We start from the raw sequence: 16,781 nt of genomic DNA, 5'->3' as shown, positions 1-16,781 counted from the left end.
AAATCATATCAAGAGTCTTCTTACAATAAATACAGCTCCTATATAGGATGTGTCCCCTATGGATGATAAAAGGAAAAAAATAATATTAAAAGAAATTACTTTTTGGAAACAAAATAACATGCTACCCGAACACTATTGCAATTACTTAATTGCTTTATATACGGAAGGGGAAGAGCAATTACAAGACAAAGTGATCAAAAGAAAATTTCATCTAAACATAGACATCTTTTTTAGTATGTTATTTTTATTTATGATTGGAATAGCGATTGTAATTACTTATATTACAGATGTTTCTTTCGGAATGCAAACGCTTTTTTTGACATTTTTTGTTTTCGTGTTAATTCTTTCCATATTCATTTTTCGAAAAATGAAAAAAAGCAAATTGCTTATTTTTATTACGGGAGCTTTTATATTCCTTCTTTATACCGTTCAAATAAATGACACTTACTTTTCTTCAAATAGAAAGAGCCTATATATTATGATTTTAATAAATTGTATTGTATGGATTATAGGCGGTGTATGGCGAAAGCAACTTTTTTTTATTATCGCTGGTACTTTAGCTGTTGGAACTTTGATTATTTTTATGTTCATATAGGGAATCGTTCTTATTTCTACATACTAAGAATATGTTTAGGGTAGGAAAACTCACCTTACTTCAGAACGCATTACAAATGCGGTATTCACCATGAAGGAGGAAAGGCAAATGAATTTTGATTTATCCCCAGAACAAATGATGATCAAAAAAACGATTCATGAATTTGCTCAAGAGGAAGTTGCTCCGGGCGCAGTCGAACGAGATCGAAACAAAAAGTTTCCAATTGACATTATTGCTCAGCTTTCTAGTTTAGGAATAATGGGCTTGCCCTTTCCTGAGAAATATGGTGGAGCTGGTGCCGATACAATTAGCTTCGCAATTGTTACGGAAGAATTAAGTAGGGCATGTGGTTCAACAGGTATCACATATTCTGCTCATATTTCCCTGGGCGCAGCTCCAATTTACTTATTTGGAACTGAAGAGCAGAGGGAAAAATATTTAGTACCTCTATGCATAGGAAAATCTATTGGAGCGTTTGGGCTTACGGAGCCAAATGCAGGCTCGGATGCAGGAGGCACAAATACAACAGCAATAAAGAGGGACAATGAGTATATTATTAATGGTAATAAATGTTTTATCACAAATGCCAGTTTTGCAAAATTTCTTTCCTTAACTGCTGTAACAGGGCAAAAAAATGGAAGAAAAGAGATCAGTGCCATCATTGTACCAACGGATGCTAATGGGTTTACCATCATTGATTCATACGACAAGATGGGGCTAAACGCGTCTAATACGACGGAATTGGTCTTGGAAGATGTAATGGTTCCACAAGATAATCTCCTTGGAAAAGAAGGGGAGGGCTTTAAACAGTTCTTACAAACATTGGATGGCGGTCGAATTGGTATTGGTGCTATGGCTGTAGGGATTGCACAGGCAGCCTTTGATAAAGCATTGGCATATTCTAAAGAAAGAAAGCAGTTTGGGAAATCATTGGCTCAATTTCAAATTACACAATTTAAACTAGCAGATATGGCTTTGAAGATTGAATTAGCAAGAAATATGGTATATAAAGCGGCATGGCTTAAAGATCAAGGAAGGATATTTTCTAAAGAAGCGTCTATTTGCAAATTATATGCATCGGAAATATGCATGGAAATTACTAGCCAATCCGTTCAAATCCTTGGTGGTTATGGGTATATGAGAGAATACGAAGTTGAACGAATGATGAGAGATGCAAAACTATTAGAAATTGGTGAAGGTACATCAGAAATACAAAGAATGGTTATTGCTCGAGAAGTAGGTTGCACATAAGACAATGTTTGTCTAAAAATCGAAAAAACAATGAAAATTAAGAGCAAAGGCTTTCCCTTCTGACTTATTTCGAGTAAAATATAGATGTTTGTTGCATAATTGATATTATACGTAGTTCATACATAAGGAGGGTAAGTCATGAAACGTAATCCAATTGTTCCATATATTTTAATTATGGTAATGGGACTTGTTCTCGTATTTTTCCTTGGAATAAAAGGAATTGGCGACGCTAAAGAAATTGCGAAAGAAGCTGAAGGCGGAGAAGAAGTAGCCGCAGAATTTAATCCTGAAGCTGCAAGTAAAACATGTATCGGATGTCATGGTGAAAACCTAGAAGGCGGCGGAGCAGCACCATCACTCCATGGAACAGGTCTTTCTAAAGAAGAAGTTGCTGACATATTGACAAATGGTAAAGGCATAATGCCAGCAGGATTGATTCCAGCCGATAACATTGATCAAATGGCAGAATGGGTATCGAATTTAAAATAATTACTTTCTTTTTAAAGAGTTCTTTGCATTTTGCAGAGAACTCTTTTATCGTAATAATTGAGGTGTATTCTTATGAACATAGAAAAGCTATCAACAAGGCTGGAAACGGTAACTTCATTTATACAAACAGGGATGAGGATTGCTGATATTGGTTCTGACCATGCTTACTTGCCGTGTTACGCTGTAAATAAAGGGATCGCACAATCCGCGATCGCAGGTGAAGTGGTAGATGGACCTTATCAATCCGCATTACAACAAGTGAAAAAGTCCGGTTTAACAAATCAAATTAATGTTAGAAAAGGAGATGGCCTTGAGGTTATTAGTCCTTTCGAAGTCGACTGCATTATTATTGCAGGGATGGGCGGAGCGTTGATAACTGATATTTTAGAGAGAGGCATGAACAAGCTAGAAGGTGTAAAAAGATTGATACTCCAACCTAATATTGGAGCTGAAAATATTCGTAAGTGGCTATATGACCATAATTGGCAGCTAGTAGATGAAAAGTTAGTGGAAGAGGATGGGAAGTTTTATGAAATCCTTGTTGCAGATATAGGTGATCCCACTATACCATATAAAGATTTCAAAAAAGAATTCTTGCTTGGACCATTTTTATTAAAAAATAAAAATGAAGCTTTTATTAAAAAGTGGCAGTTGGAGCTAAACCAGTGGATTAATATTTTAAAAGAACTTGAAAAAGCGGGTGACAACTATAAAGTTTCCGCAAGAAAAGATGAAATAAGTAAAAAAATTGCAATCGTCATGGAGGAACTGGGATGAAAAAAATAAATGGTTATGAATTCATCCAATTATTTGAGGAATTCTCACCAAAAGAATATGCTCTAGAAGGTGATCCGATTGGGCTGCAAATCGGTACATTGAATAAACCTATTCATAATGTCATGATTGCACTAGATGTATTGGAAGAGGTTGTACATGAAGCTATTGAAAAAAAAGTAGATTTGATTATTGCTCATCATCCGCTCATTTATCGTCCTTTGAAAAACATTAATACAAGTAACGCTAATGGGAAAATCATTGAGATGCTAATCAAGCATGATATTACCGTTTATGCAGCCCATACAAATTTAGATGTCGCACCTGGTGGCGTTAATGATATGCTTGCCGAAGCATTGGGGCTAAAAAACATTACTGTATTAGTGCCCACATATCAAGAAACGTTAAAAAAGCTTGCGGTATATGTACCTAAGGAAAATGAAGCAGACCTTCTTACTGCATTAGGCGATGCGGGGGCTGGAGCTATCGGTGCATATAGTCATTGTACTTTCTCTTCAGAAGGAACGGGAAGATTTTTACCAGGAGAAAATACAAATCCATACATAGGCGAAATGGGAAAAATGGAAACAGTCCATGAAGTAAAAATAGAAACCGTTTTTCCTTCGAACAAGGAGAAAAAAATAGTTTCCGCAATGCTAAAAGCTCATCCATATGAAGAGCCTGCCTACGATATATACGAATTATCTCAAAAAGGAAAAGTGCTAGGATTAGGGAAAATTGGAGAATTAGACAATCCAATGAATTTGAAGGAGTTTGCAGCAATTGTAAAAGAAGCACTAGACTCACCAGGAGTTAGGATAATTGGAAATTTGAATGATAAAATTAAAAAGGTAGCTGTCCTTGGTGGAGATGGAAATAAATACTATTCTTCTGCTAAATTTAGTGGGGCCGATGTTTATGTAACTGGAGATATCTATTATCATACAGCGCATGATGCTATGAATTTAGGAATTAATTTGATTGATCCAGGCCATAATGTTGAAAAAATCATGAAAAAAGGTACAGTGAAAGTGCTAAAGAAATTAATTGAGAAAAAGAATTTTGACGTAACCATTTTTCCTTCTGAAATCGATACTAATCCATTCCATTTCATTTAATAAAATGTTATGAAAACGAGCCATACAATACGAGGCTCATAAATGATTTTGGCACAATGTTAATTATAGCGAAAGGCGTGAGACTCCTGCGGGAAAAAGGATTATCGAACCGAATCCCAGCCGAATGCGAGCGCTTGTAACGGAAATCAACGATCCAGGTCAGTAGAGCATAAACAAAAAAAGAAAGGTGCATCCCAAAAGTCAAATACTACAACTTTTGGGATAGCACCTTTTCGTTTTATATTTGATTATTTTACCGATAATTTTGGATTTCTTACTTTAGGTAAGATCTTGCTGAGAGGTACATTGTTTTCCCTTACCCAAGTGGATTCATCCAGTGGATTGAATTGTTCAATAAAATGAATGACTTCTCTAACGATTGGAGTTGGGGTTGAAGCACCTGCAGTAACTGCCACTGTGCTTGCATCTTTTATCCAATCTATTTTAATTTCTGAGACGTCTCCAACTCGGTATGCTTTTGTCCCGGCAATTTCTTTCGAGACTTGAGCAAGGCGGTTTGAATTATTACTCATAGGATCGCCTACTACAATAAGTACATCAGCTTGACCTGCTTGCTCTGCAACAGCTTCTTGGCGAACTTGAGTAGCAAGACATATTTCTTTATGTTTTTCAGCATGAGGATATTTTTCTTTTACTCTTTCCATTATCGCTTGGACATCCCATTGACTCATCGTCGTTTGGTTAGTGACGATAATATTATCATTATTAACTTGTAATTCTTCAACATCATCCATTGTTTCAACAAGATGAACAGCATGTGGGGCTACTCCTACCGCACCTTCAGGCTCAGGATGTCCCTTCTTACCAATATATATTACATCATAGCCTTCTGCTTCTTTTTCTCTTATAAGATCATGCGTCCTTGTAACATCAGGACATGTGGCGTCGATCGTAACAAGACCTTTTTTCTTGGCAAGTTCCCTAACTTCAGGTGATACGCCATGGGCTGTAAAAATAACCGTCCCACTATCAACCTTTTCTAAAATCTCTTTACGATTTGGACCATCTAATGTAATGATGCCATCTTCCTCGAAGGCATCTGTAACATGCTTATTATGAACAATCATGCCCAATATATATATGGGGCGCGGCAACGTTTTATCTAAAGCGGCATTGCGCGCAATAACCATTGCATCGACTACTCCGTAACAATAACCTCTTGGTGATATTTTAATAAGTTTCATTTAAAATCCTCCTGACTAGAGGCAACAGCCTTAATCTATTGAACTCTTAGCTTTATTATATAGGACATCTGTAAAAAAGCCAATGAGCGGAGGATTTTATCAAGATGATGGTATATATAACTTCGGAACGGATTCACCTTTTTTCCTTTTTTTTGTTGATTGATTTACAATTTTTCTTTGTTCACTCACCGTTTTAGATGCACTTACATTTACTTTTTTCACTGATTCATTTTTAGGTTTTGGTAGGTCTTTTTTAGTTTCCTCTGACGTTGTATTTGTATTGTCTGAATCTGTAGAAGGTAAATTTTTAAAACCTTTGTAAAGCCTCCACATTGCTGGAAGATTTCTAATCATTGGACCGTATTGTTGGACGAGTGGACCAAATTGCCTAGCAGTATTTAAAACTTGTTGTGTATTGGTCAAGAAACCACTGATATTCCGAGTATTTGTTAAGCCTTGTAGAAATGAAGTTTGGCCGGCTCCTCGAGCAAACATGTTAGCCGCCTGTGGAGCTTGGGAAGCCATTGTTCCTCCTTGTCTTTGAAATAGCCTAGCAAGTATATTACCTCCACCAGCATTTGCACCAACCGGAGGCCGCCCACCAAATCCTCTACCGAAAGGATTTCCTCCCATAGAAGGACCACGGAACGTAGGCATCCCTCTTCCGGGAGGCATTCGATTACCCAACATAATAAATTTCACTCCCTTCCTCTTAATATAATATGCAGGAATAAAGTAAAAGTTTGGTTATTAGCCGTGATTCGATTGGAAAGACAAGGCTAATGTCTAAAAATACTCATTCAGGATTACTTACATAAATTGTACATGTTAACTTTATAGTTTATAATTGTGCGGAGGGATTTCCCTCTATGAAGGAGTGAAAGAAATGAATAAAAATAATTTTACTCAATATAATTTCAAAACATTTATTAATAATGCCATTGAGGAACTCGGTTTTCATAACCCGACTGAAATACAGAGAAAAATTATACCTGTAGTGTTAAAAGGCGAAAGCGCAATCGGACAATCTCAAACAGGGACAGGGAAGACTCACTCGTATTTATTGCCATTGCTGGAATCCATCAATCCGAGTCTTCAGCAAGTGCAAGCTGTTATTACAGCCCCTACAAGAGAACTGGCCAATCAAATTTATCAAGAAATATTAAAAATCGTAAAACACGATGAAGAAAATAAAATATCGGCAAAGTGTTATATTGGTGGGACAGATAAAAAAAGGGATATAGAGAAGTTAAAACAACAGCCACATGTCGTTGTAGGAACCCCTGGACGAATTAATGATCTTATTAAGGAGCAAGCTTTGTTTGTTCATACAGCATCCTTGTTAGTAGTAGACGAAGCTGATTTGATGCTTGATATGGGATTTCTTCACGACGTTGACCAAATTGCAGGAAAAATGCCAAAGGATTTACAAATCCTCGTCTTTTCAGCGACAATTCCTGAGAAATTAAAACCTTTTCTAAAAAAATATATGGAAAACCCTATTTTTGAACAAGTAGAACCTCAACAATTATCCGCTAAAAATATTGAGCATATTTTAGTGCCATTAAAAAGTAGAGGGAAAATAGAGTTATTATCTGAGATATTACGTTCGTATAATCCGTATTTAGCGATTGTGTTTGTTAATACGAAAGAAATGGCGGACAACATCGCTGATCAGCTGCTTGAACGCGGTTTGAAAGTCGGAAGACTGCATGGGGATATTAGTCCACGCGAACGTAAAAGAGTAATGAAACAAATTAGAAATTTAGATTTTCAATATATTGTTGCTACCGATCTGGCTGCAAGAGGGATCGATATAGAAGGCGTTAGCCATATCATCAATTATGAACTGCCACGCGATCTAGACTTTTATATCCATCGAACTGGACGGACTGCTAGGGCAGGAAATAAAGGGTTAGCCATTACAATTTATGAACCATCTGATGAGGAAGCACTTGTTCGTTTAGACAAAATGGGTATTGAGTTTTCCTATATGGATCTTCATAAAGGAAACTGGGTTGAAATAACTGAACGTAATCGTAGGAAAAATCGAACCAAAACAATAACAGAAGGAGAATTGAAGGCTAGGCAACTTGTTAGAAAACCAGAAAAAGTAAAGCCGGGTTATAAAAAGAAAATGCAAGCTCAACGAGAGCAAATCAAAAGAAGAGAAAGAAAAATGAAAAATAGAAATAAATAATAAGAAAAGCGAAAGCGCCTTGCTCATCGACGTACAGGCCCACAGGATGAGGGTCCGTCGACGTTGGCACAGGACGTGCCGGTTTTTAGTCGACGTTCCTTGTTTGGCCTTCTACTGAGATAAAGGAAACACGGCGAGGAACGAGCCGATGTTGACTTACGCAAAAGAGAAGGACAAGAAGTTTGCTAGTCGATAGGCGCTGGAACCTGACAGCAAAAGCCTAAATTCAAAAATATAGACTATAAAAAACTTATACTTTCTTTACTTTAAATAAGAGGAATGGAGAGGGAAATATGTTAAAAATAGGTTCGCACGTATCGATGAGTGGGAAAAAAATGCTTTTAGCAGCGAGTGAAGAAGCAATTTCATATGGTGCTAACACTTTCATGGTATACACAGGAGCTCCTCAAAATACTCGGAGAAAAAAAATTGAAGAATTGAATATTGATGCAGGGCAACTTCATATGAAAGAAAATGGGATTGATGAAATTATTGTCCATGCCCCATATATTATAAATATCGGAAATGCGGTTAATCCTGCCACTTTTGCATTAGGAGTCGATTTTCTACGCTCTGAAATTGAAAGAACTGCTGCAATTGGAGCAAAACAAATTGTGCTACATCCTGGTGCCCATGTAGGGGAAGGTGCCGAAAAAGGGATAAAGAAAATCATTGAAGGATTAAACGAGGTATTAACAGGGGAAGAAGATGTCCAAATTGCGCTTGAGACTATGGCTGGAAAAGGATCGGAATGTGGAAGATCCTTCGAAGAGTTAGCTGCAATTATAGATGGAGTCCATCATAACGATAAACTATCAATTTGTTTTGATACTTGCCATACACATGATGCTGGTTATGATATTGTAAATGACTTCGATGGAGTTCTTGAGGAATTTGATAAAAACATTGGTATTGATCGTATTAAAGTACTTCATATTAATGATAGTAAAAATGAACGTGGCGCAAAAAAGGATAGGCATGAAAATATCGGTTTCGGCCATATTGGTTTTACTGCTTTAACTTATATTATTAACCATCCTCAATTAATGAACGTACCAAAAATATTGGAAACACCATTTGTAGGTGAAGACAAAAATAATAAAAAAGCACCATATAAGCATGAAATTGATATGATTAAAAACGGTATTTTCAAAGAGCAGTTACGTGAGGAAATTATGGGAACTTTTGTAAAATAAGAGTCATAAATAAAAGGCTGTCTATAATGTTTTGTCTATACATATGTATAAGAGACAAATAGACAGCCTTTATTTTAAGAAGAGTATAAATTTATTATAGGTCTTTTTTTTTGAGTGTTTGTGCTCCTATACACCTCCCGCGCTTGCCGTTTTTATAATATCTAACGTGTAAACTGTATAAAAAGTTTATTAATCTCTTTAGCTGTTTTCGGTCCTGCTATTTTTGCAACTTCCCTAATAATTTGTGACCTCGTTTGATCATTAAAAATATCAAAATTTTTTCCTCTTAAAAATGCTGCAACCTTTTCTGCTTGAGATCGAGAAATATTAATATTATACTGTCCAGCGTATTTCAACAGCTCATCGGCAGTGATAACATTTACTTTCATATTGATCATATTTTGGATTAATTTCATTATTATTCACCCCTATTCAAAAATGTATGTAGGATGGTCGTCACAAGTGACCTTTAATTTACAAAGAAATTGTTATTGTGTATAATTTCTATGGGAACAAATCGTAATGATTCTTATTTTGGAAAATCAAGAATTATAACTATTGAAAGTAAATTGCAATTATAAAAAAGGATGTTTTAAATGAATAATGAACCTATTATCCAACTAACAGATGTGAATTTTCGATATGAGAGAGAAAATGTATTAGAACAAATTAATCTTGATGTACCAAAAGGAGCTTTTCTAGGGCTGGTAGGTCCAAATGGGTCTGGTAAATCCACGCTTTTAAAAATTATTCTTGGACTAGTTAAACCCCAGACTGGCGATGTGTTTTTATTTGGTCATCCTCAAGCTAAATTCAAAGATTGGGACCGAATCGGCTTTGTTTCTCAAAAAGCAAACTCATTTAACAGTGGTTTCCCTGCATCCGTTTTTGAAGTCGTAGCGAGCGGTTTAACCGGCAAGTTAGGACTCTTCCGATTTATTGGGAAAGAACAGCAAAAAGAAATAAAGGAAGCCATTGCTGCAGTCGGTATGAGCAGATTTTCGAAAAAAAATATTGGAGAACTTTCCGGAGGGCAGCAGCAAAGAGTGTTTATTGCCCGAGCTATTGTCTCGAAGCCGGATGTACTAATTCTTGACGAGCCTACAGTTGGTGTGGATGAAGAAAACGTCAAATCGTTTTATTATATGCTGGAGAAGTTGAATAAAGAACGTGGGATTACATTAATACTCGTTACTCATGATATTGGGACAATTACAAATAAAGTTACTCATGTAGCATGCTTGAATAAATCATTGCACTTCCATGGTGCAGTAGAGGATTTTGAAAAACTAAGTAATGAAGATGTATCATCTATTTACCAACACGATGTCCATCTACTTTCACATGACCATGAGCATGTCCATATTGAAGAAGGTGGTACGGCTAGATGATTTCTGCTATTTTCCATTATGAATTTTTACAAAATACATTTTTGACAGGGTTGATTATTGGTCTAATTGCTCCTTTATTAGGGACATTTATCGTTGTAAGAAGATTATCATTAATTGCTGATGCATTAAGTCATGTAACATTGGCCGGGATTGCAGCAAGCTTATTTTTAAGCAAAAAAACTATGTTGTTCGCTGGAATGAATCCTCTCTATTTTGGGATGGGCTTTTCAGTTCTTGGCTCTATCCTGATTGAAAGACTAAGAATGGTATATAAACATTATCAAGAATTGGCGATTCCCATTATCTTATCAGGCGGAATTGGAGTAGGGGTCATTTTTATTTCACTTGCGGATGGATTTAATACGGACTTATTAAATTATTTATTCGGAAGCGTAAGTGCTGTAAGCAGGGTAGATTTATATGTGATAATCGGAATTAGCGTCTTTGTTGGATTGGTCATATTATTTTTATATAAAGAACTTTTCCTCTTATCCTTTGACGAGGAACATGCCAAGGTTTCTGGGATTCCTGCCAAAAGTATACATTTATTATTTATGGTCTTGATTGCATTAGTAATTGCTGCATCCATGCGTATTGTCGGTATTTTACTTGTTTCTGCACTCATGACGCTGCCAGTAGCTGCTAGTATGCGGATAGCGAGAGGATTTAAACAAACAATCTTTTTATCAATATTTTTTGGTGAAATTGCTGTAATAGGTGGATTAATCAGTGCATATTATTTAGATCTTGCACCTGGCGGGACCATTGTGGTCATTTCGATTCTTATTCTTTTAGCGGTTATTTTTTATAAACGTAATCAAGGTCAAAGACCCATAAAGTTGAGGTGAGAAAATGAACATTAATGAAGCGATGCAAATCGTTAAAAATAAAGGATATAAAGTGACTGGAAAACGTGAGCGTATACTTGAAATCTTTGCAAGAAGTGATAAATATTTAACAGCTAAAGAATTATTGGAAATTATGAATGATGATTATCCTGGTCTTAGCTTTGATACCATTTATCGAAACCTCTCACTATTTAATCAGTTAGGCATTCTTGAATCAACAGAACTATCAGGCGAAAAAAAATTTCGTTACACATGTTCACTTCACGATCACCATCACCATTTTATTTGCCTCGATTGTGGAAGTACGAAAGCAATTGAGGCATGTCCAATGGATTTTGTTACCGAAGATTTAAAAGACTATGATGTGGCGGACCACAAATTTGAAATTTATGGGAAATGCCCAAATTGTAGGAAAATCAAAAGTGCATAGAAAAGTAATGTGACTAATATGCTCAAATAGCACTCATTATTCTCCGAACTTATTACAACTTTTGTTTTGTAACTAAATCAAATGGCGTAATGGAAACTTCTGCTCAACATTTAGGAATTACAAACAAAAAATATAATCTATATGCAGTAGGAATTAGGAAAGACCGAATGCTTAATCGGTCTTTCCTAATTCAAATATTGTAATTTTAAACTAACGTTCACCAAACGTATTTGAGTAACCCTTTTAATATTTATTCCACTCGATAATAGCCTCTGCAAAAAACTGAGTTCTTTGGTTTAATTGCAATTAAAAATGAATTAATGATATCTGAGGAAGAAATCAATGAGTTTATCCAACTGATAAATAATATGATTGGTTTGATATTTCCTGATACATAGAACGACATAATGGCAGGCACTACTGATAATACAATAAAGGGCAAGCTCATAAAGACCCATAATCTCGTTTTGGATAGGATTGCATTTGTATGTAGCCAAAAAAATATCCCGCTAAATGTTAAGCTAATATCACCTTTTTTCTTTATGACAATAATGTGAAGATATTCATGAATGATGAAGATAAAGATACCTATTAAGATGAGAGAGAATTTAGTGATATGAGTGAACAATGTCCCATAGAAATAGGGTATCAGAAAAATGGTGATCTGAAGTAGATATACAAACTTCATATAGTGCTTTCGAATCCAATTATTCCCCATGAAAGGAGTCCATTCTGATAAATCCATACTTATCTGTGGTAAGTGTCGAAACCAAATTATCATGAGCGTTCCCACCTTCATTAAACTAATACATATCTTAAAACATTTATTCCACTAACATTGAACTGCTAAATTAAGCGTAAAACTTCACAAATTCCTTAGGTTTAGTTTAACATTAATCCCATATAAAATATTCGAAAAATTCAATTAAAAAACTAATATAGATTTTATTTTATCAAAACCATTTAATATTGCCCCCATTATTTATGTATAAAATGAAAAGTTGAGCCAATACAACCGCCACTCATTCCTCATATCAGTCGACAAAAATGTCAAAAATGATAAATTCCGCTTTTTTTATTTATGCGATTAAGTATGGAATTAATGGAGAATATAAGTTTTTTTCGATACAAATATAGTAGAAAATTAAATTAATTTTCTACTAACAAGTAAAATAAAATGCTTCTCGTGAGAATATCATGACTTGAAAAGGAGGTTATAAAATGACAAATAGATTCTCGGCAATGAATTTTGAAATAATAACTGAACGGCTTTACTTGAGTATGTGGGAGGAATCAGATGCATCCTAGTATAGGGAACTTGTTGGGGAAAGGGGCGTTGCCAAGCCAACTCTTGAAGCTGCTCAAAAGTTATCAGTTTTCGCGAAAGAGCACTGGAAAGTGGTATAAGTCTACTCACGATCCGACGCAAAGATGAAGGAGATTTTATTGGATATTGCGGGTTAATTATCGGTCGTTCTACTATAGAAGAGCCGGAAATTGCTTATGAACTGTTCCAAAGAGTCCACGGAAACGGCTATGCAACTGAAGCCGCTTCAGCAATTATAGAAACTGCGGTCGATACTGGACGACGACGTCTGTGGTCTACTGTGCGTTCTTGGAATAGTGCTTCCTTTCGAGTTCTTGAAAAGATTGGTTTCATTCGCCACCATAGTATATGGGACGAGAATGGAGAAATTGTTTGGAACATGCGTGATCTTTAGATATCAAAGGTCGCTTTTTCACTGAAGGGCAGGATAGTTGAAGAAGGATAACTAATTATTTTCTAGAATAAATATTCAGAAACGAATTTGTAAACTAGAGGTTGAAAGGTGGATGCTATGCAAAGTTGTTTGGACTTTTAATAATTAGTTTATCGTTGCTTACAGCCTCAATTGTAGCAGCAGGGCAAGGGCTGCATACTATTTCTGTTTTGCTAATTTTAATTGTTTTAATCTTGGGCATTTTATTACTAATTCCTAAAAGTAAGATCCAAAACATTGAAGAGGTATTTGTTTCAGACGAAGAAATAGAGGCAGAATTACTGAATTCTAATAATGAAAATAAATGATATCAAAGAATGTGCTGTTCTGGTAAGGTCAATGCATTTTTTCAAGCATTAAGCAAACGCCGCCGCATTCCTGTAATAAGTTTGTGAACAAATGTACTTAATCTAAAGGGTGCGTTTCAGCAATAAGTGGAGAGGCTTTTTACCAACGGTCAGTTTATTTGAAGAACAAGGATTGATCAGGTAACGCTGTATTTATATAAAGTAATAAAGTAGTAAAGTGAAAAATGAAGGGAGAAGGTATTATAGTAGAGCTAAAATATTTTGAGCGGTCTGATTTCAAACAACTTATCAATTGGATTGATTCCCCTGCTTTCTTACTTCAATGGGGAGGTCCAGGGTTTGATTACCCCTTGAATGATACTCAATTAGAAAAGTACATTGAGAATGCCAATAATGAAAACGCAGAAACTATGGTTTATAAAGTAATTGATAATGAGACTGGTGAAACTATTGGTCATATCTCTTTGGGTAAAATTGATAGAAAAAACAAATCTGCAAGAGTTGGAAAAGTATTAGTCGGTGATAAAAACTCAAGAGGTAAAGGAATAGGTCAGCAAATGATTAAGGAAATCCTTAAAATCGCATTTGATGAACTTCAACTACATAGAGTTAGTCTTGGGGTATTTGACTTTAATGTTTCTGCCATAATCTGTTACGAAAAAGCAGGATTTATAAAAGACGGTTTACTTCGAGATTCAAGAAAAAACGGTGATGCATACTGGAGTTTATGGGAAATGAGTATTTTAGAAAACGAATGGTTGAAAATCAAAAACTTTTAGTCTTATTCAATGAACAAATGAAGTAGCTGCGTCACCTCTGTTATTCTAAAGTTAGTTTGTGAAGGATTGTACTTCATCGAAAGGGTGCTTTCGTTGAAGAAGGAAACCAGTAAAGAACTTTCTTTTTAAAACAATTTTCTATTAGCGGTGTAAGAATGGTTATTGCGTTTATCAGTAAACGACTTTTTTATCACATAACAGATATTTCATAAAGAAAATATGTGAAAAAATGTAGATCAAACTGATCTACATTTTTGCTATTTATATGACTCAACAACTTGTTTCAGGCATAATATTGATACAATCTTTTTCAAGTAAAAAGATGTATGCTGACATTTTAATACTTTAAGTAACACTAATAAACATAGAAAACGCACAGTAGACCATTTACTGTGCGTTTTCTGATGTGGATTTACTTAAATTTGATTGCAAACTAAGGTGTGAATTGGTAATTTTCACCATACAACCGAACCCAATATTAGTAAATCTTGGCTTCTTTTTTTATTTCATTTTCCTCTTTAATCCAGTTTTCTACCCATCGTTCCGCTTCCTCCCAACTATAGACACGTATAACATTTTTGGGAGTAGGCTTTCTGTTATATGGAGTATCAAATAATATTACCGGAATGTTCAGTTCCTCTGCTATATCTACAGCATTATCGTGTTTATCTTCGAAAAATAAATCGATATTATATTTTTTCGCTGTACCGACTTTATCATGAGATCCAACCAGTTCTATATGGTGATATTGGATGTCATGTGTATGGAACCATGTTGTTGTTACATCAAGGAGGGTCTGGCTTCTTGCACTAATGAAGAACAATTCATGCTCGTGTATCCATTTGGATAAGATAGGCTTTGCTCCATCAGCTAGAGGAGATTCGGCATACATCATTGGTTCAGATTTAACAAACCATTTATAAAATTCATCCTTTTCAACTTGTATACATTCAGTTATCTCGTATTCAATAAGATCATCTAAGGTAATATTTAAATTAAACTGTTTATTAATATGAGGAATGAGTGAAGTAGGGCAGGTCACTGTTCCATCAATATCAATTCCAAATCTCTTTTTCATTTAAAAAATCATTCTCCTTTTTGGTAGGACTAAGTTGAAATAAAGGAGCTGTCCTAGGACAGCTCCATTTATTTTTCTAGCGTAAGAAGCCGTCGCTTAGCAATCCTCTTGTCCTTTTTCCACACGATAAGTCAAAGGCATTAAAGTTTTTACTTAAACGGCTAGGCATTTACGCTTTTTGTATTAATTTACGTTTTGTTTTTCTTCTTCTTGTTTTTTATAGTATTCTGCAGCCATTAAGTCGATTTCCTTCTTTAACTCTTCGACCATTAAAGCTTCAGGAACTTTTCTTACAGTTTTTCCTTTTTTAAATAGAAGTCCTTCTCCGCGTGCACCTGCAATACCAATATCTGCTTCACGGGCTTCACCAGGTCCGTTAACCGCACATCCTAATACAGATACTTTAATAGGTGCTTTAATATTTTGGATATATTCTTCTACTTCATTTGCTATTTTAATCAAATCAATTTCGATTCTTCCGCAAGTAGGGCAAGAGACAAGTGTAGCAGCATTTGAAATTAGTCCAAAAGACTTCAATAATTCGCGTGCTACTTTTACTTCCTCAACTGGATCGGCACTAAGAGATATTCTTAACGTATTACCAATTCCCATGCTTAGTATAGCACCGAGGCCTGCTGCACTTTTGACCGTACCTGCAAATAATGTTCCACTTTCTGTAATACCTAAATGAAGTGGATAATCAAACGCTCTTGATGCTTTTTCATATGCTTCAATCGCAAGGCGAACGTCAGATGCCTTCATGGATACGATAATATCATGAAAATCCAAATCCTCGAGAATTTGAATATGGTGTAGCGCACTCTCAACCATACCTTCTGCCGTCGGATAACCGTATTTCTGCAGAATATGTCTTTCAAGGCTTCCCGCATTGACACCAATCCGAATTGGAATGCCTTTTGCTTTTGCAGCTTTTACGACTTCTTCTACTTTCTCACGTTTACCAATATTTCCAGGGTTGATTCTGATTTTATCTGCCCCGCCTTCAATTGCTTTCAAGGCAAGACGATAATCGAAATGTATGTCAACTACAAGTGGAATATTGATTCTTTTTTTGATTTCTGAAATCGCATTTGCAGCTCTTTCATCTGGACAGGCAACCCTTACGATTTGACAGCCCGCTTCTTCTAACCGCTCTATTTCACGTACAGTCGCATCAACATCATGAGTCTTTGTTGTCGTCATACTTTGGATAATAACTTGATCGCTTCCCCCGATTGTTAAGTTACCGACTTTCACCGGGCGCGTTTTAGAACGATGTGTAATTTCACCCAACGGTAATTCTCTCCTTTTGAAAAGATAGAGATTTACTATCTCTATTGATTATAAAATACATTTATA

The 16,781-nt window shown here is 35.6% G+C and carries 18 protein-coding genes and 1 pseudogene; 13 read left to right on the top strand and 6 right to left on the bottom strand.

Annotated features, from left to right (window positions below; genetic code table 11):
• Nucleotides 1–58 precede the first annotated feature (58 nt).
• The 5 genes from KHA93_RS08510 (at nt 59) to KHA93_RS08490 (ending at nt 4,227) form a co-directional block, all read left to right on the top strand.
• Nucleotides 59–595, top strand: coding sequence for a hypothetical protein (locus KHA93_RS08510; protein ID WP_213110352.1), 537 nt, complete (start codon nt 59–61; stop codon nt 593–595).
• 108 nt (nt 596–703) lie between these two features.
• On the top strand, nt 704–1,846 hold the full coding sequence (locus KHA93_RS08505; RefSeq protein ID WP_213110351.1) for an acyl-CoA dehydrogenase family protein: 1,143 nt from the start codon (nt 704–706) through the stop codon (nt 1,844–1,846).
• Between the two features lie 138 nt (nt 1,847–1,984).
• Nucleotides 1,985–2,335, top strand: a complete 351-nt coding sequence (gene cccA, locus KHA93_RS08500) for a cytochrome c550 (RefSeq protein WP_213110350.1) — start codon at nt 1,985–1,987, stop codon at nt 2,333–2,335.
• A 72-nt stretch (nt 2,336–2,407) separates the two neighbouring features.
• The gene (locus KHA93_RS08495; RefSeq protein WP_213110349.1) at nt 2,408–3,112 is read left to right on the top strand and encodes a tRNA (adenine(22)-N(1))-methyltransferase; all 705 of its coding nucleotides are present in this window, start codon (nt 2,408–2,410) and stop codon (nt 3,110–3,112) included.
• Nucleotides 3,109–4,227, top strand: a complete 1,119-nt coding sequence (locus tag KHA93_RS08490; protein ID WP_213110348.1) for a Nif3-like dinuclear metal center hexameric protein — start codon at nt 3,109–3,111, stop codon at nt 4,225–4,227. The genes KHA93_RS08495 and KHA93_RS08490 overlap by 4 nt, the downstream gene beginning before the upstream one ends.
• A 248-nt stretch (nt 4,228–4,475) precedes the next feature.
• On the opposite strand, the gene KHA93_RS08485 is transcribed toward KHA93_RS08490, so the two are convergent.
• Complete coding sequence (locus KHA93_RS08485; protein ID WP_213110347.1) at nt 4,476–5,432, bottom strand: 4-hydroxy-3-methylbut-2-enyl diphosphate reductase; 957 nt, start codon at nt 5,430–5,432, stop codon at nt 4,476–4,478.
• 99 nt (nt 5,433–5,531) lie between these two features.
• The gene (vrrA, locus tag KHA93_RS08480) at nt 5,532–6,134 is read right to left on the bottom strand and encodes a VrrA/YqfQ family protein (protein ID WP_213110346.1); all 603 of its coding nucleotides are present in this window, start codon (nt 6,132–6,134) and stop codon (nt 5,532–5,534) included.
• Between the two features lie 184 nt (nt 6,135–6,318).
• Here vrrA and KHA93_RS08475 point away from each other — a divergent pair, with 184 nt between their 5' ends.
• Together KHA93_RS08475 and KHA93_RS08470 are read left to right on the top strand one after the other, a co-directional pair.
• Nucleotides 6,319–7,632, top strand: a complete 1,314-nt coding sequence (locus tag KHA93_RS08475) for a DEAD/DEAH box helicase (protein WP_213110345.1) — start codon at nt 6,319–6,321, stop codon at nt 7,630–7,632.
• Nucleotides 7,633–7,925: 293 nt separating this feature from the next.
• Nucleotides 7,926–8,828, top strand: a complete 903-nt coding sequence (locus tag KHA93_RS08470; RefSeq protein WP_213110344.1) for a deoxyribonuclease IV — start codon at nt 7,926–7,928, stop codon at nt 8,826–8,828.
• 161 nt (nt 8,829–8,989) lie between these two features.
• On the opposite strand, the gene KHA93_RS08465 is transcribed toward KHA93_RS08470, so the two are convergent.
• A complete protein-coding gene (locus tag KHA93_RS08465) occupies nt 8,990–9,244 on the bottom strand; it encodes a DUF2624 domain-containing protein (protein WP_213110343.1) in 255 nt (84 codons plus the stop codon).
• Between the two features lie 180 nt (nt 9,245–9,424).
• Here KHA93_RS08465 and KHA93_RS08460 point away from each other — a divergent pair, with 180 nt between their 5' ends.
• Genes KHA93_RS08460 through KHA93_RS08450 form a run of 3 tightly spaced genes read left to right on the top strand, consistent with a single transcriptional unit; the run spans nt 9,425 to nt 11,497 of the window.
• On the top strand, nt 9,425–10,219 hold the full coding sequence (locus KHA93_RS08460; RefSeq protein WP_213110342.1) for a metal ABC transporter ATP-binding protein: 795 nt from the start codon (nt 9,425–9,427) through the stop codon (nt 10,217–10,219).
• Nucleotides 10,216–11,067, top strand: a complete 852-nt coding sequence (locus tag KHA93_RS08455; RefSeq protein WP_213110341.1) for a metal ABC transporter permease — start codon at nt 10,216–10,218, stop codon at nt 11,065–11,067. The genes KHA93_RS08460 and KHA93_RS08455 overlap by 4 nt, the downstream gene beginning before the upstream one ends.
• A gap of 4 nt (nt 11,068–11,071) precedes the next feature.
• Nucleotides 11,072–11,497, top strand: coding sequence for a Fur family transcriptional regulator (locus KHA93_RS08450; protein WP_213110340.1), 426 nt, complete (start codon nt 11,072–11,074; stop codon nt 11,495–11,497).
• Nucleotides 11,498–11,747: 250 nt separating this feature from the next.
• On the opposite strand, the gene KHA93_RS08445 is transcribed toward KHA93_RS08450, so the two are convergent.
• The gene (locus tag KHA93_RS08445) at nt 11,748–12,242 is read right to left on the bottom strand and encodes a DUF3267 domain-containing protein (RefSeq protein WP_213112834.1); all 495 of its coding nucleotides are present in this window, start codon (nt 12,240–12,242) and stop codon (nt 11,748–11,750) included.
• A gap of 476 nt (nt 12,243–12,718) precedes the next feature.
• On the opposite strand from KHA93_RS08445, the pseudogene KHA93_RS08440 reads away from it, so the two are divergent.
• From KHA93_RS08440 to KHA93_RS08430, 3 genes and pseudogenes are all read left to right on the top strand, one after another.
• Nucleotides 12,719–13,218 (top strand): annotated as a pseudogene (locus tag KHA93_RS08440) (GNAT family N-acetyltransferase).
• Between the two features lie 101 nt (nt 13,219–13,319).
• The gene (locus KHA93_RS08435; RefSeq protein ID WP_213110339.1) at nt 13,320–13,565 is read left to right on the top strand and encodes a hypothetical protein; all 246 of its coding nucleotides are present in this window, start codon (nt 13,320–13,322) and stop codon (nt 13,563–13,565) included.
• A gap of 224 nt (nt 13,566–13,789) precedes the next feature.
• Nucleotides 13,790–14,344: a GNAT family N-acetyltransferase gene (locus tag KHA93_RS08430; RefSeq protein WP_233711087.1), complete on the top strand. Its 555-nt coding sequence runs from the start codon at nt 13,790–13,792 to the stop codon at nt 14,342–14,344.
• 478 nt (nt 14,345–14,822) lie between these two features.
• On the opposite strand, the gene KHA93_RS08425 is transcribed toward KHA93_RS08430, so the two are convergent.
• The gene (locus KHA93_RS08425) at nt 14,823–15,422 is read right to left on the bottom strand and encodes a hypothetical protein (RefSeq protein WP_213110338.1); all 600 of its coding nucleotides are present in this window, start codon (nt 15,420–15,422) and stop codon (nt 14,823–14,825) included.
• A 183-nt stretch (nt 15,423–15,605) separates the two neighbouring features.
• Nucleotides 15,606–16,706: a flavodoxin-dependent (E)-4-hydroxy-3-methylbut-2-enyl-diphosphate synthase gene (gene ispG, locus KHA93_RS08420; RefSeq protein ID WP_213112832.1), complete on the bottom strand. Its 1,101-nt coding sequence runs from the start codon at nt 16,704–16,706 to the stop codon at nt 15,606–15,608.
• Nucleotides 16,707–16,781: the final 75 nt, after the last annotated feature.

It is taken from the genome of Lederbergia citrisecunda, from assembly GCF_018343695.1.
Lineage (GTDB): Bacteria > Bacillota > Bacilli > Bacillales > Bacillaceae_C > Lederbergia > Lederbergia citrisecunda.
The sequence above is the reverse complement of the archived record's forward strand: the minus strand, read 5'-3'. Positions and strand labels throughout refer to the sequence as shown.

Coding starts and splice junctions, on each gene's coding strand:
- KHA93_RS08425 (WP_213110338.1), bottom strand. CDS start 15,422: ATGAAAAAGAGATTTGGAATTGATATTGATGGAACAGTGACCTGCCCT.
- KHA93_RS08430 (WP_233711087.1), top strand. CDS start 13,790: ATGAAGGGAGAAGGTATTATAGTAGAGCTAAAATATTTTGAGCGGTCT.
- KHA93_RS08445 (WP_213112834.1), bottom strand. CDS start 12,242: ATGGATTTATCAGAATGGACTCCTTTCATGGGGAATAATTGGATTCGA.
- KHA93_RS08485 (WP_213110347.1), bottom strand. CDS start 5,432: ATGAAACTTATTAAAATATCACCAAGAGGTTATTGTTACGGAGTAGTC.
- KHA93_RS08455 (WP_213110341.1), top strand. CDS start 10,216: ATGATTTCTGCTATTTTCCATTATGAATTTTTACAAAATACATTTTTG.
- KHA93_RS08475 (WP_213110345.1), top strand. CDS start 6,319: ATGAATAAAAATAATTTTACTCAATATAATTTCAAAACATTTATTAAT.
- KHA93_RS08495 (WP_213110349.1), top strand. CDS start 2,408: ATGAACATAGAAAAGCTATCAACAAGGCTGGAAACGGTAACTTCATTT.
- KHA93_RS08510 (WP_213110352.1), top strand. CDS start 59: ATGGATGATAAAAGGAAAAAAATAATATTAAAAGAAATTACTTTTTGG.
- KHA93_RS08470 (WP_213110344.1), top strand. CDS start 7,926: ATGTTAAAAATAGGTTCGCACGTATCGATGAGTGGGAAAAAAATGCTT.
- KHA93_RS08490 (WP_213110348.1), top strand. CDS start 3,109: ATGAAAAAAATAAATGGTTATGAATTCATCCAATTATTTGAGGAATTC.
- KHA93_RS08505 (WP_213110351.1), top strand. CDS start 704: ATGAATTTTGATTTATCCCCAGAACAAATGATGATCAAAAAAACGATT.
- KHA93_RS08460 (WP_213110342.1), top strand. CDS start 9,425: ATGAATAATGAACCTATTATCCAACTAACAGATGTGAATTTTCGATAT.
- KHA93_RS08465 (WP_213110343.1), bottom strand. CDS start 9,244: ATGAAATTAATCCAAAATATGATCAATATGAAAGTAAATGTTATCACT.
- KHA93_RS08450 (WP_213110340.1), top strand. CDS start 11,072: ATGAACATTAATGAAGCGATGCAAATCGTTAAAAATAAAGGATATAAA.
- cccA (WP_213110350.1), top strand. CDS start 1,985: ATGAAACGTAATCCAATTGTTCCATATATTTTAATTATGGTAATGGGA.